Annotated in this window: 11 protein-coding genes; 7 read left to right on the top strand and 4 right to left on the bottom strand. The window is 40.2% G+C overall.

Features of this window, described 5'->3' with window-relative positions:
* Window positions 1-82 precede the first annotated feature (82 nt).
* From rpsO to CUB63_RS09520, 4 genes are all read left to right on the top strand, one after another.
* Window positions 83-352 (top strand): 30S ribosomal protein S15, encoded by a 270-nt coding sequence (gene rpsO / locus CUB63_RS09535; protein ID WP_072064551.1) that lies wholly within the window; start codon window positions 83-85, stop codon window positions 350-352.
* Window positions 353-602: 250 nt separating this feature from the next.
* Window positions 603-2,732: a polyribonucleotide nucleotidyltransferase gene (gene pnp / locus CUB63_RS09530; protein WP_109847951.1), complete on the top strand. Its 2,130-nt coding sequence runs from the start codon at window positions 603-605 to the stop codon at window positions 2,730-2,732.
* 112 nt (window positions 2,733-2,844) lie between these two features.
* Complete coding sequence (nlpI, locus tag CUB63_RS09525) at window positions 2,845-3,732, top strand: lipoprotein NlpI (RefSeq protein WP_072064550.1); 888 nt, start codon at window positions 2,845-2,847, stop codon at window positions 3,730-3,732.
* A gap of 171 nt (window positions 3,733-3,903) precedes the next feature.
* On the top strand, window positions 3,904-5,760 hold the full coding sequence (locus tag CUB63_RS09520; RefSeq protein WP_072064549.1) for a DEAD/DEAH family ATP-dependent RNA helicase: 1,857 nt from the start codon (window positions 3,904-3,906) through the stop codon (window positions 5,758-5,760).
* Between the two features lie 274 nt (window positions 5,761-6,034).
* Here CUB63_RS09520 and btsR read toward each other — a convergent pair whose 3' ends face one another.
* Both btsR and CUB63_RS09510 read right to left on the bottom strand, forming a co-directional pair.
* Complete coding sequence (btsR, locus tag CUB63_RS09515; RefSeq protein WP_006535679.1) at window positions 6,035-6,751, bottom strand: two-component system response regulator BtsR; 717 nt, start codon at window positions 6,749-6,751, stop codon at window positions 6,035-6,037.
* A 2-nt stretch (window positions 6,752-6,753) separates the two neighbouring features.
* Complete coding sequence (locus CUB63_RS09510; protein WP_109847950.1) at window positions 6,754-8,457, bottom strand: sensor histidine kinase; 1,704 nt, start codon at window positions 8,455-8,457, stop codon at window positions 6,754-6,756.
* 233 nt (window positions 8,458-8,690) lie between these two features.
* On the opposite strand from CUB63_RS09510, the gene CUB63_RS09505 reads away from it, so the two are divergent.
* Genes CUB63_RS09505 through CUB63_RS09495 form a run of 3 tightly spaced genes read left to right on the top strand, consistent with a single transcriptional unit; the run spans window position 8,691 to window position 11,980 of the window.
* Complete coding sequence (locus CUB63_RS09505; RefSeq protein WP_006535675.1) at window positions 8,691-9,662, top strand: HlyD family secretion protein; 972 nt, start codon at window positions 8,691-8,693, stop codon at window positions 9,660-9,662.
* Window positions 9,663-9,671: 9 nt separating this feature from the next.
* Complete coding sequence (locus CUB63_RS09500; RefSeq protein ID WP_109399651.1) at window positions 9,672-10,817, top strand: ABC transporter permease; 1,146 nt, start codon at window positions 9,672-9,674, stop codon at window positions 10,815-10,817.
* Window positions 10,817-11,980, top strand: coding sequence for an ABC transporter permease (locus tag CUB63_RS09495; RefSeq protein WP_072064545.1), 1,164 nt, complete (start codon window positions 10,817-10,819; stop codon window positions 11,978-11,980). The genes CUB63_RS09500 and CUB63_RS09495 overlap by 1 nt, the downstream gene beginning before the upstream one ends.
* Window positions 11,981-12,019: 39 nt before the next feature.
* On the opposite strand, the gene CUB63_RS09490 is transcribed toward CUB63_RS09495, so the two are convergent.
* Window positions 12,020-12,898 (bottom strand): U32 family peptidase, encoded by an 879-nt coding sequence (locus CUB63_RS09490; RefSeq protein ID WP_072064544.1) that lies wholly within the window; start codon window positions 12,896-12,898, stop codon window positions 12,020-12,022.
* A 13-nt stretch (window positions 12,899-12,911) separates the two neighbouring features.
* Window positions 12,912-13,907 (bottom strand): ubiquinone anaerobic biosynthesis protein UbiU, encoded by a 996-nt coding sequence (gene ubiU / locus CUB63_RS09485; RefSeq protein WP_109847949.1) that lies wholly within the window; start codon window positions 13,905-13,907, stop codon window positions 12,912-12,914.
* Window positions 13,908-13,951 lie beyond the last annotated feature (44 nt).

Here is a 13,951-nt window from a genome sequence, read left to right as displayed (position 1 = left end):
CGGCTATCTGTTTAGGTGGCTGAGTTGGATAGCTGAATTAGAGATTGGCTATCTGAAAATTTTACTTAATTTGGAGTTTATTATGTCTCTAAGTACTGAAGCGAAAGCAAAAATCGTTGCTGAATTTGGTCGTGATGCTAACGATACTGGCTCAAGCGAAGTTCAGATTGCACTGCTGACTGCAGAAATCAACCACCTGCAAGGTCACTTTTCAGAGCACAAAAAAGATCACCACAGCCGTCGTGGTCTGTTGCGTAAAGTTTCCAGCCGTCGTAATCTGCTGGACTACCTGAAACGTAAAGATGTTGCTCGTTACTCTGCACTGATTGAACGTTTAGGTCTGCGTCGCTAATCAAGAGAGTTTCAGTGGAAAGGGGCCTGTTGGCCCCTTTTCTACTAGAAAGTGCTATTTTTAATATTAGTCGTTATGTTTTAATGTGGTGATTGTTATTTAGTCTCTCTAGTTACGACAATTCGCGCGGCTAATGAAAGTGTTTATCATTAAGTGGTTAATATTTTCATTAGTCGCGAGGGGACGTAGCGGAGAAAAGATCATTCATCGTCGCTAAACATCTGGCGACAATAAGATAAAGGATATTATTTTGCTGAATCCTACAGTTCGTAAATTTCAATACGGTCAACATACTGTTTCATTAGAAACAGGTATGATGGCTCGTCAAGCAACAGCTGCTGTTATGGTTGACATGGACGGCACTGCTGTTTTTGTTACTGTTGTTGCAAAGAAAAAAGTTAAAGCTGGACAAGATTTCTTCCCATTAACGGTTAACTACCAAGAGCGTTCATACGCTGCTGGTCGTATTCCTGGTAGCTTCTTCCGTCGTGAAGGTCGTCCTGGTGAAGGCGAAACGTTAATTGCACGTTTAATTGACCGCCCTTTACGCCCATTATTCCCAGAAGGTTTCTTAAACGAAATTCAAATCGTTGCTACCGTTGTTTCAGTTAATCCACAAGTTAACCCAGATATCGTTGCAATGATTGGTGCTTCTGCGGTATTAGCGCTGTCAGGTGTTCCATTCAATGGTCCTATTGGTGGTGCTCGTGTTGGTTTTATCGATGGGCAATATGTTCTAAACCCAACTGTTGATGAGCTAAAAGTTAGTAAATTAGACTTAGTGGTTGCCGGTACAGCAGGCGCGGTACTGATGGTAGAATCAGAAGCTGATTTATTATCAGAAGAAGAAATGTTAGGTGCAGTCGTATTTGGTCATGATCAACAACAAGTTGTGATCGAAAACATCAATGCATTAGTTGCAGAAGTGGGTAAAGAGAAATGGGATTGGGCGCCAGAAGCTATCAACCAAACTTTACATGACCGTATTGCACAATTAGCACAAGCTCGTATTGGTGATGCTTACCGTATCACTGAAAAACAAGAACGTTATGAGCAAATCGAAGCTATCCGTGATGAAGTTATCGCGACATTACTCGCTGAAGATGAAACTTTAGATGAAGCTGAAATTAGCGAAATCTTCTCAGGTCTTGAGAAAAACATCGTTCGTGCTCGCGTATTAGCTGGCGAACCACGTATTGATGGTCGTGAAAAAGACATGGTACGTGCATTAGATATTCGCACGGGTTTATTACCACGTACCCACGGTTCAGCACTGTTTACTCGTGGTGAAACTCAGGCTCTGGTAACGGCAACATTAGGTACTGCACGTGATGCTCAAACTATTGATGACATCATGGGTGAGCACACTGATACATTCTTACTGCATTATAACTTCCCTCCATACTCTGTTGGTGAAACAGGCATGATGGGTTCACCAAAACGTCGTGAAATCGGCCATGGCCGTTTAGCAAAACGTGGTGTGTTAGCTGTAATGCCAACAATTGAAGAATTCCCATATACTGTTCGTGTGGTTTCTGAAATTACTGAATCAAATGGTTCCTCTTCAATGGCATCTGTATGTGGTGCTTCTTTAGCACTGATGGATGCAGGTGTACCAATTAAAGAATCTGTTGCAGGTATTGCAATGGGTCTAGTTAAAGAAGGCGACAACTTTGTTGTTCTTTCCGATATTCTGGGTGATGAAGACCATTTAGGTGATATGGACTTTAAAGTTGCGGGTAGCCGTAACGGTGTCAGCGCATTACAGATGGATATCAAAATTGAAGGTATCACTCGCGAAATCATGCAGGTCGCATTAAACCAAGCGAAAAGCGCACGTCTACATATTTTAGGCGTAATGGAAGATGCAATTAGCAAACCTCGTGCTGATATTTCTGAATTCGCACCACGCATTCATACTATCAAAATTAATCCAGACAAGATCAAAGACGTTATCGGTAAAGGCGGTTCAGTTATCCGTGCATTAACGGAAGAAACGGGCACAACGATCGAAATCGAAGATGATGGTACTGTGAAGATTGCTGCAACAAGTGGCGATCAAGCAAAACAAGCTATCGCACGTATCGAAGAGATCACTGCAGAAGTTGAAGTGGGTCGTATCTACAACGGTAAAGTAACTCGTATTGTAGATTTCGGTGCATTCGTTGCTATCGGTGGCGGCAAAGAAGGTCTGGTTCATATTTCTCAAATTGCAGACAAACGCGTTGAGAAGGTGAGTGACTACTTGGAAATGGGTCAAGAAGTTCCAGTAAAAGTACTGGAAATTGACCGTCAAGGCCGTATTCGCTTAAGCATGAAAGAAGCTCAAGCTAATCAGCAGGAAGCAACAGAAACTTCTTCTGAAGATTCTGCTAATTAATGATACTCTACTACCGATATCTAGACATGGGTATCGGTAGAGACTTATTATGATTGACAAGTAGGACGTCTAGAACGCTTTTTGTTGAAAGGTCTGACTTTGGGAGTGAGAAATGAAAACATTTCTGCGCAGTTGTTCTATTGCTGTTTTCATCTTTATTTCCGGATGCAGCACTAGTCCAGAATGGCGTCAGAATGCGGTTTTTGCCACACCATTGCAGCCTTCTTTACAACAAGAAGTGATATTAGCTCGTATAGAACAAATCCTAGCGAGCCGCTCATTAACCGAAGATGAATACGCACAGCTTTTATATGAGCGTGGTGTGCTGTATGATAGTCTCGGTTTACGAGCTTTAGCGCGTAATGATTTTTCAATGGCGCTATCAATACGACCAGATATGCTAGAAATTTTTAATTTTCTAGGTATCTATTTTACGCAAGCAGCGAATTACGATGCTGCTTATGAAGCGTTTGATTCTGTTTTAGAGCTTGATCCAACTTACAATAATGCGCGTTTTAATCGTGGTATCGCTTCGTACTACGGTGGCCGATTGAAATTGGCGCAGGATGATCTGCAGGCGTTTTATCAGGTCGATCCAAATGATCCCATTCGTTCGCTTTGGTTATATCTTGTAGAAAAAGAGATAAACACTGATTTGGCTAAACAACAGCTAAAACAGCGATACCAGCAGGCGGATAAAACGGGACAATGGGGATGGAATATAGTTGAGTTTTATTTAGGCGACATTAATGAGAAAACATTAATGTTGAAACTAAATGAGGCTTCAACCGATAACACTTCGCTCGCTGAGCATCTTAGTGAAACTAACTTCTATTTAGGTAAGTATTACCTAAGTCTGGGGGATACGGATAGCGCAGAAGCGTTATTCAAGCTGACGGTTGCCAACAACGCACATAACTTTGTTGAGCACCGCTACGCATTGTTGGAATTAGCACTGTTAGGCCAACAAGAAGACCTAGCGGAATCGGACCAGCAATAGCTGACGAACATTTCTCTGATCAGTTTGAAAGCCATCATCTGCATAGGATGAGGGCTTGTTTGTTCGTTTAATAATATAATTTGAGCCAGTTCACATTTTAGATGATAAAGACCGACAAACCATGCGGTATGTTATGTCAACTGGCTGCCATAATGAATGAGGCACAGTGACATGACTACTGAAACCGATATGACTTTTGCTGATCTAGGTTTATCAGCACCTATTTTGACTGCACTGAATGACTTAGGCTACGAGAAGCCTTCTCCAATTCAGCAACAATGTATTCCTTTCCTTTTAAACGGTAATGATGTTTTAGGTATGGCACAGACCGGTAGTGGTAAAACTGCCGCATTTAGCCTGCCATTATTACATAATCTTGATGAATCATTAAAAGCACCACAAATTTTAGTTTTAGCGCCTACTCGTGAACTTGCGGTTCAGGTTGCTGAAGCAATTGAAGATTTTTCTAAGCATTTACCAAAAGTAAATGTTGTTGCTTTATATGGTGGTCAGCGTTACGACGTTCAATTACGTGCGTTACGTCAAGGACCACAAGTGGTTGTAGGTACACCAGGTCGTTTATTAGACCATTTAAACCGTGGCACATTAGATTTATCTAAACTGAAAGGTTTAGTTTTAGATGAAGCTGATGAAATGTTGCGTATGGGCTTTATTGAAGATGTTGAAAATATCTTAAGTAAGATCCCAGCAGAACACCAAACTGCGCTGTTCTCTGCAACCATGCCAGAAGCTATTCGTCGTATTACACGTCGCTTCATGAATGATCCTAAAGAAGTTCGCATTCAAAGCAGTGTAACAACTCGTCCAGATATCAGCCAAAGTTACTGGATGACATTTGGTGCGCGTAAAAATGAAGCATTAATTCGTTTCTTAGAAGCGGAAGACTTTGATGCAGCAATTATTTTCGTTCGTACTAAAAACGCAACATTAGAAGTTGCTGAAGCATTAGAACGTAATGGCTATAACAGTGCCGCATTAAATGGTGACATGAACCAATCATTGCGTGAGCAAACGTTAGAGCGTTTGAAAAATGGTCGTTTAGACATTTTAATCGCGACTGATGTTGCAGCTCGTGGTCTTGATGTTGACCGTATCAGCCTTGTTGTGAACTATGATATCCCAATGGATTCAGAATCTTATGTTCACCGTATTGGTCGTACTGGTCGTGCCGGCCGTGCTGGTCGCGCAATTTTATTTGTTGATAACCGTGAGCGTCGTTTACTGCGCAATATCGAACGTACAATGAAGATGACAATTCCTGAAGTAGAACTGCCAAATGCAGAACTCATCAGCCAACGTCGTCAGGAAAAATTTGCACAGCAAATCGCGCAACAATTAGAAACTAGCAACCTTGACCAGTACCGTGCTCTGTTACCTAAATTAGCTCCACAAGGTGAAGAAGCGCTGGATATGGAAACACTGGCTGCGGTATTACTGAAAATGGCTCAAGGTGAGCGCGCACTTATTCTGCCACCTGATCCCGTTCGTCGTCCTCGTCGTGAATTTAACGATCGTGACGATCGTCGCCGTGATAACGACCGCGAGCGTTCTCCTCGTCGTGAACGTCGTGATGCTGGCGAAATGGATTTATATCGTATCGAAGTGGGTCGTGATGATGGTGTTGAAGTTCGTCATATCGTTGGTGCGATTGCTAACGAAGGTGATATCAGCAGCCGTTACATTGGTAATATCAAACTGTATGGTTCTCACTCAACCATTGAATTACCAAAAGGTATGCCAACTGATTTATTAAGCCATTTCACACGCACGCGTATTATGAACAAACCACTGAATATGCAATTAGTGGGTGATGCTCAATCTCAGCCTTTCCGTGAGCGTCGTAATAACAGCCGTCGTGATGGTCAGCCACAAGGTGGTCGTCGTTTTAGTAACGGTGACCAACCACAACGTCGTGGTAATAACGATCGTGGTGGCGAACGCGGTAACTTCCGTAGTCGTAATAACGAAGGTACTCCACGTCGTCGTAGCAGCTCTCATAACCAATAAGAGCCTACAATCGACTCAATATTAAATTGAGTTGATGATAAAAAATAAAAACCAGTCAACGAAAGTTGGCTGGTTTTTTTATGCATATTTATTTTTATTGCTAGGCTTTATTAATTAGCTCAATCACTTTTGTTTCTATCTGTGGTGTGAGTTTTGCATTAATCATGGTTTTTATATTTGTTACTAAACCCAGCCGCAAGGATCTCATTACATAAGCGAATTTCTACTTTTAACAATCCGTATGCTATTTATTGTCCCTTAAATTGATGAAAAATTAACTTAAACCAATCGCTTCTTTTAATGGTTTTAAATATCGGCGACTAACAGGAATTTGGCTATTATTGTGTAATATCAATTCAGCCTGCCCATTGTCACCAAAAATAATTTCATTAACATAATCCATATTCACTAAATATTGGCGATGGCAACGAACTAATTGTGTGCGTGTTTCTAATGTACGTAGTGTTAATTCAGTAAAGCCTTCTTGGCCTTGATTATTGGTAACATAAACACCACTGAGTCTTGATGTGGCAAATACAGCTTCATCAATGGGCATTAACCAAATACGGCTATGACCTGTGCAGGGAATACACTTTAAACGCTCTTCAGGAGGTGTTAAGAGATCAATATTCTGTTTCTTACCTTGGCGTAAACGATTTAATGTTTTTGTTAAACGCTCTTGTTCCAATGGCTTGAGTAAATAATCAAAAGCGTGCTCTTCAAAAGCTTGAATTGCATACTCTTCAAATGCAGTTAAAAAGACAATATAAGGGCGATGTTCAGGATCTAACATTGTGACCATTTCAAGACCAGTAATACGAGGCATTTGAATATCTAGAAAAACAACATCAGGCTTTTTTCGATGTATTTCTCCTATGGCTTCAATCGCATTACTGCATTCACCAACAATATGAATATCCTTTTCAACTTCAAGTAAACAACGTAAGTTTTCACGAGCCAACGGCTCATCATCAACGATTAATATATTCATTTTTATGTAGTTTTATCCATGCTTTTTTCGAGAGGTAAGCAGATTTTCACCTTTGTATATTTATCGGCTTGGCATTCAACTAAAACACCATAAAGCTCGCCATAGCGTAATTTTAATCGTTTATCCACTAGTCTCATGCCTAAACCTAATTGATGCGATGGGCATTGATGACGGTAAAGTCCGGCATTATCACAAATTTCGATAATGATTAAATGGTGCTCTTGATATGCTCTAATTGTAATCTTTCCTGTGCCCAATAACTGTGATGTTCCATGTTTAATTGCATTCTCGACCATGGGTTGAAGAGAAAATGCCGGTAAGCGTGCATTAGCTAAATTTTCAGGAATTTGAATATTAATCTGTAACCGTTCCTGAAAACGCGCTTTTTCGATTTGTAAATACGCATTCACATGTTCAATTTCGTCACTTAATGTCACCACGGCTTCAGGTCTTTTTAAATTCTTACGAAAGAACGCAGAAAGAAATTGCACTAATTGTTTTGCTTGTTCACTATCACGGCGAATAACGGCTTGTAGTGTATTTAACGCATTAAAAAGAAAATGTGGATTTACTTGTGCATGCAGAAGTTTAATCTCTGATTCTAAAAGTGATTGCTTATTTCGCTCATATTGCCCCGCCAGAATTTGCGCAGATAATAAACTAGCAATACCTTCTCCTAAAGTACGGTTAATTGAACTAAACAGGCGATTTTTAGCTTCATAAAGTTTTATTGTTCCAATGACTTGATTATTTTCACCTCTTAGCGGAATAACTAAGGTTGATCCTAGTTTGCAATGAGGGGAAAGAGTGCAACGATAGGGTGTTTCATTACCGTCAGCATAAACAACTTCATTATTATTAATGGCTTGTTTCGATTGTTCTGATGAAATAGGCGTACCGGGTAAATGGTGATCAGCGCCAATACCAATAAAAGCCAGCAGCTTTTCTCTATCTGTAATAGCAACCGCACTGACTCTTAATTCTTGATAAATAACTTTTGCAACTCGGGTACTATTGTCTTGATTAAATCCTTTACGCAAAATACCTTCGGTGCAAACGGCGATTTTTAATGCTTGTGTTGAGAATGCACTGGTATATTTTTCAAATATAGCGCGTCTATCTTGTAATATTCGAATAAACATCGCCGCACCAATAGTATTGGCTACGATCATAGGGGCGGCAATATCTTTAACTAAGGCAAGTGCTTCATTAAACGGGCGTGCCAATAATAAGATGATGCTCATCTGTATTATTTCAGCAAAGAAGGTAACTGCCGCTGCCGTCCACGGATTAAATATTCGGTGCATCTGCCCGTGTTTTACGTAATAACGGTGAACTAGCCCACCAATTAATCCCTCTGCAATAGTCGATACCATACAGCTAAATGCAGTCATACCACCGAGCGAATAGCGATGTAAGCCTCCCGTAAAACCAACGAGAAAGCCGACATAAGGGCCGCCTAGCAACCCACCTAAGACGGAGCCAATAGCACGCGTATTAGCAATAGAATCATTAATATGTAGCCCAAAATAAGTACCCATAATGCAGAAAATAGAGAATATGACGTAGCACATCAATTTATGTGGTAGCTTTATAGTGACCTGTAAAAGTGGCGTAAATAGAGGTGTTTTGCTTAAAAACCAAGCAATAATTAAATAAACGCACATTTGCTGTAATAACAGCAAAATAAGATCAAATTCATACATAAGTATTGAGTACCGTTCTCTTTTCTATCTGATAAATATAAAAAGTTCAGATAAAGCGGGATATTAATTAGGCAATAAAGTTCGATATAAGAATAACTTAATCGCACTATCAAAGAAAATATTCCTTTGCATCAGTGATCTGGCGCACAAAATTCTTAAAGAAATTCTGAGTTATTGTGTAATATAACTCAGTCAGTGAGTGTTCTACTTCACTATTAAGGTCTAATCGTTATATGAAAAAAAGAGCCATTTATCTTATTTTATTAATGCTAATACTAATTGCATTAGCCGTACTTTTCCGCGCGCATAATCAATATTTATTATTGCAAGGAGAAGTTGATGCTCCAGAAGTGATTGTTGCCTCGAAAGCCAAAGGTCGTGTTATTGAACGTCATATAGAGCGAGGTGATGATGTTAAAAAAGGGCAATTGATGATCACATTAGAAAGCCCTGAACTCAATGCGCAAGTTGCTGCACTTGAGGCCGCTAAAGCACAAGCTCAAGCTCAATTAGATTTGTCATTACATGGCACAAGAGAAGAGAGCATTCGCAACCTAGAAGCGGTGCTGGCTCAAGCCAAAGTAGAAGCAGCAAATGCGACAAGAGATTATCAGCGTATTAGCACAGTGGCTAGCCAAGGCTATGTATCAGCGACAGAATTGGATAATGCACGCCGTAGCCGAGATGTTGCATCACAACGCGTAAGAGCAGCGCAAGCAGAATTGGATGAAGCCAAAAATGGCGATCGTATTGAATTACGCCATAAATATACAGCAGCAGTACAACAGGCAGAACAACAACTTATTGAATTGAAGATCCAACAAAACGATCTCCAAGTTAAAGCGCCAGTGGACGGAGAAGTTGGTCCTATTCCTGCGGAAATAGGTGAACTTTTTAATGCCAATAGCCCGCTTGTTACCCTTATTCGTCTTCCTGAAGCTTATTTTGTTTATAACCTTCGTGAAGATATTTTAGCGAATATTCGCAAAGGTGATCGTATTACGATTACGGTTCCTGCATTAGGTAATAAAGAGGTAGAAGCTGAAATTCGTTATATTGCACCAATGGGTGACTATGCAACCAAAAGAGCGACAAGAGCAACGGGTGATTTCGATTTAAAAACGTTTGAAATTCGACTGTATCCTGTGACGCCGATTGAGGGACTACGTCCTGGAATGAGTGCGTTATGGCGCTGGGATAAATAAGGGCGAATAATGAGAGTAAAAGCAGCTTGGCGTGGCTTTAGTAGCGCATTTTCACGAGAAACTCATATGGCAGTTCGTAGCCCGGTTTTTCACTGGCTAAGCTGGTTATTTCCATTAATGTTGTTCACGTTAATTAGCGCTAACTTTTCTGAAGGTACATTGCTGAATTTGCCAGTTTCTGTGATCAATAATGATAATAGCCCATTATCGCGAACACTGATCAGAGACTTAAATGCAGGCTCTCATGCGCAATTAAATACGCTAGATGGTAATCCTCGTACTGCAATGGAACGGCTTGGTAGCGCAAAGGATTACGCGATACTTACGATCCCCCGCCATTTTGAAAGCAACGTATTAGCTGGAAAGCAACCCACCACACGTATGTATTACAACGGGTTATATTATGCTGCTGGGAGTTATGCAATACAGGATTTTAGTGGACTAATTGCAGAACTTAATGCGCAATATCGCACGGTCTTAGCGCAAGAAATGAATAAACCTGTTCCACCATTGGCAAAAGTGACTTTCTCTTATGACAGTTTGTTTAATGCCAGTGGTAGTTATATTTATTATCAGCAATTTGCGGCTACGATCCATATGCTTCAACTATTTGTCGTGACCTGTACGATTTATTCGTTGTCGCGCGGTAATATGCTCTTGAATATTAAGCCCTTCACATTTGCACTTATAGGTAAGCTCACTCCTTACACTCTATTTTTCTTAACCTTATTAATTATTGAATTAGCAGCATTAGTGCATTTTTCGGGGGCGAAGGTGAATGGTAATCCGCTATATATGGTGTTGGTCGGATTCTTTTATATTATTGCGGCTCAAAGTGTGGGGTTACTGCTTTTTGCGTTTACCAATAGTGCGATCACGGCATACAGTATGATAGGGATGTTGGTGAGTATTGCATTAGCATTTTCAGGCATGGCTGTACCTGAACTCTCAATGATATTACCTGCACAAATTATTTCGAATCTAGAACCTTTAACTCACGCCTTAAATGCGATGTTTGATATCTTCTTAAGAGAAGTATCATTACAAGGTATTTTGTATGTTTGCTCACTCTTGCTGATTTATCCTTTTGCTATCGCCTTCTTAGTTCGCAAACGTATTTTTAAACGATTGGAATTACAGGTAGGTGTTGCATGATGCAGATGTACTTCCAAACCTTTAAGCGCGTTCTATTAGGTATGCTAGAAAAACCTATGTGGATGTTGTTAATTGTTTCTCTGTGTGTGATGAGTTTGGTTTATGCCAAACCTGTTTTATGGGATCTACCTGTCGCTGTTATCAATCAAGATCACAGTCCTGCCAGTTATTCACTTATTCGCGCATTAAACTCGACACCTAAATTAAGCATCAAGAACTATGATAATTTAGATGAAGCACGCCACGATATGATTATGCGAGAGCTTTTTGCCATCATTATTGTACCAACTGATTTTGAGAAGAAATTACTCAATGGTAAAGATGTCACTGTTCCTGTCTTTGGTGATGCCACAAACCGTCTTGCTAGCGGGCAAATTCAGCAGGAATTAATGTTGGCTTATCAACAGTTATTAGATTCTTACAATGGGCGCATTTTACAAAATGCAGGCTTTAGTGTTAAGCAATCAAAAATCCTATTAAAGCCTATTCAGGGTGAAACTATTGCGATGTATAACCCTGGGGTAAGTTTTGCTGCGATTATTTTTCCAGGATTATTAGTGATGTTATTGCAACATTCCCTTTTAATTGCCTGCGTGCGTGTCAGTATTGCAGTGAGAAGTACGCCAAAAGGAAAGCCACCATTAGCGGTCTATTTAGGAGCGCTATCGGCACTTATTCCGATTTGGTTATTTTTATCCGCGGTATTCTTTGCATTATGGCCTTGGGTATTAGGTTATCGCCAAGAGGCTCCACTTTATCAAATCTGGATGCTGACATTTCCATTCTTATTGGCAGTCTTAGGATTAGGTAAATTAATTACAGAATGCTTACGTAGTGTTGAGATGATTTATCTAACACTGGCATTTGTTACAACCCCTGTGTTCTATATTTCCGGTACGATTTGGCCATTACAAGCGATGCCTAACTGGGTATTTGCCATTTCATCTGCATTACCTTCTACATGGGCAGTAAACGCCATGGCTGGAATTAACCAGATGGGATTGTCATTCCAAAGTATATTAGGTGATATCGTGATGATGCTGGTTTTAGGTGTGATTTACACCGTATTAGGTGTACTGGTGGGAATGTTACGTAATGGTGAATTAAGACATATTACGCACCAATTTAAGCATTGGTTACATCATCGCGGTGAGTCAAAATAAAAAGCCCTTATGGGCTTTTTATTCCAACATATTATATTTTTACTCTACTAATTCCAATCCTGCCAACTTACGCCAATAGCCATTACAGTCATGATGATGAATTGTTGTCAGTGGTTGTTGACCTTGTTCATTTCGTCGAAATTGCTGCAAGGTATCAAAAATCGTGTCAGATTCAGGAGATAAGCGGATAATATCCACTAGACCTGCCATTGACGCTAAATCATTTCCTAAATTGTAACAGTAGCCACTTTGCGTTTGAATACCATTTAAAACAAAGACTTGTTGGTTCTCTTGCGATAATACTTCACGGCCTTGAGGGTATTTTTGGCAACAAGTTTCACAATCATCTTTAGAGCGATTTTCAGAACGGGCAGTAAAACAACGCGCAGAATAGGCTAAAGGAAGATGCCCGTAAGCCAATACTTCAACTTCAAATTTATCTCTAATCGCTAATTCTTCGCATTGAATTAACAGATTATTTAACCACTCACGAGAAAGCTCAACAGGCATACACCAACGTATCATGCCTTGCTTATACAATAAACGTAGTGCATAAGCGTTGTAGCAATTTAACCCATGGCCTGCGACAAAAGGAAGATTACGCTCATAAAGCATGTTGATCACACCAAAATCATGCGCTTCAACTAAAAATTCACCGTTATCAACTAACTTAGCAATTTCTTTTAATTCAGAAGGTGCTTGTAATAACGCTAAGGTAGAAAGAACCACTTGTTTACCACTTTTAGCGACTTCTTTGGCGAGATTTATCCAATCTTGAGGCTTGATTTCCCTGCGCTTACTGCAAACTGTTTCACCTAAATAGATAATATCTGCATCACACTGTTTTGCTTTTTCATAGAAGGTTTCAAGCGTCTCTTTTTGCCAATAATAAAGTACAGAACCTAATGCATATTTCATTTTTATATCCTTATTATTGCCATTTACGGTGATAAGCACCTAAGGTTGTTTGCGTTCCTTCTGATATTTTTCCTAATGCATTCATCCAATGCGGGTGAGTACTAAAACCTTGAGGATCTTTCTTGCATTGATCAATTGCAGCGCGCCAAACTCTTGCGACTTCAGTGACATAAGCAGGGCTACGCTGGCGACCTTCAATTTTGACGGATGCTATATTCATCGCCATGAGTTCAGGTAAGAGAGACAGTGTATTGAGACTCGTTGGCTCTTCTAATGCGTGATAACAGTGATCATCAACAAAATAGCGTCCTTTGCATAATGTCGGGTAACCTGCATTTTCATTGGGTGAATAGCGGTCGATAAGCACATCATTAAGACGAGATTCCATGCCTTGTGGAGTCTGTTGCCAACGTACAAAACGAGCAGGAGAGCAAGCACCAACGGTATTAGGAGATTCACCTGTTAAATAAGAAGAAAGATAGCATCGACCTTCAGCCATAATACATAAGCTACCAAAGGCAAAAACTTCTAAAGGTACTGGACTCGTTTGTGCTAATTGTTTCACTTGATGAAGAGATAGAACACGAGGAAGAACAATACGCGCCACATCGAAGTTACGTTGATAAAATTCAATAGCTTGTGTATTAGTTGCTGAGGCTTGTACAGAAACATGGCGTTCAATATGAGGATAACGCTCTGCAGCGTACTCTAACATGGCGATATCCGCCAAGATAAAAGCATCCGCACCTAAAGATGCTGCCATATCAACGGCTTTTTGCCAGCGGTCAAATCCATCAGGATGAGCAAAGGTATTTATTGCAATATGCAATTTTCGCTGGTGGCGATGAACATAATTAACCGCTTCTTGTAACTTCTTTTCTGTGAAATTTAAACCAGCAAAATGTCTTGCGTTAGTATCATCTTTTAAGCCGATATAAACGGCATCCGCACCATTATCTATGGCCGCTTTTAAGGCAGGTAAATTACCCGCTGGGCACAGCAATTCCATCTTCACTTCCCTTTAGAAATTAAGAATGATCAGAAATTGTAATG

The organism is Proteus penneri (genome assembly GCF_003144535.1).
Taxonomy (GTDB): domain Bacteria; phylum Pseudomonadota; class Gammaproteobacteria; order Enterobacterales; family Enterobacteriaceae; genus Proteus; species Proteus penneri.
Note: the sequence above shows the minus strand (reverse complement) of the source record. Positions and strands in the feature narration are given on the sequence as shown.

What these genes read in the sequence shown, in the direction of transcription:
- rpsO (WP_072064551.1), top strand. Translation starts at nt 83, where the DNA reads ATGTCTCTAAGTACTGAAGCGAAAGCAAAAATCGTTGCTGAATTTGGT.
- nlpI (WP_072064550.1), top strand. Translation starts at nt 2,845, where the DNA reads ATGAAAACATTTCTGCGCAGTTGTTCTATTGCTGTTTTCATCTTTATT.
- CUB63_RS09520 (WP_072064549.1), top strand. Translation starts at nt 3,904, where the DNA reads ATGACTACTGAAACCGATATGACTTTTGCTGATCTAGGTTTATCAGCA.
- btsR (WP_006535679.1), bottom strand. Translation starts at nt 6,751, where the DNA reads ATGAATATATTAATCGTTGATGATGAGCCGTTGGCTCGTGAAAACTTA.
- CUB63_RS09510 (WP_109847950.1), bottom strand. Translation starts at nt 8,457, where the DNA reads ATGTATGAATTTGATCTTATTTTGCTGTTATTACAGCAAATGTGCGTT.
- CUB63_RS09505 (WP_006535675.1), top strand. Translation starts at nt 8,691, where the DNA reads ATGAAAAAAAGAGCCATTTATCTTATTTTATTAATGCTAATACTAATT.
- CUB63_RS09500 (WP_109399651.1), top strand. Translation starts at nt 9,672, where the DNA reads ATGAGAGTAAAAGCAGCTTGGCGTGGCTTTAGTAGCGCATTTTCACGA.
- CUB63_RS09495 (WP_072064545.1), top strand. Translation starts at nt 10,817, where the DNA reads ATGCAGATGTACTTCCAAACCTTTAAGCGCGTTCTATTAGGTATGCTA.
- CUB63_RS09490 (WP_072064544.1), bottom strand. Translation starts at nt 12,898, where the DNA reads ATGAAATATGCATTAGGTTCTGTACTTTATTATTGGCAAAAAGAGACG.
- ubiU (WP_109847949.1), bottom strand. Translation starts at nt 13,907, where the DNA reads ATGGAATTGCTGTGCCCAGCGGGTAATTTACCTGCCTTAAAAGCGGCC.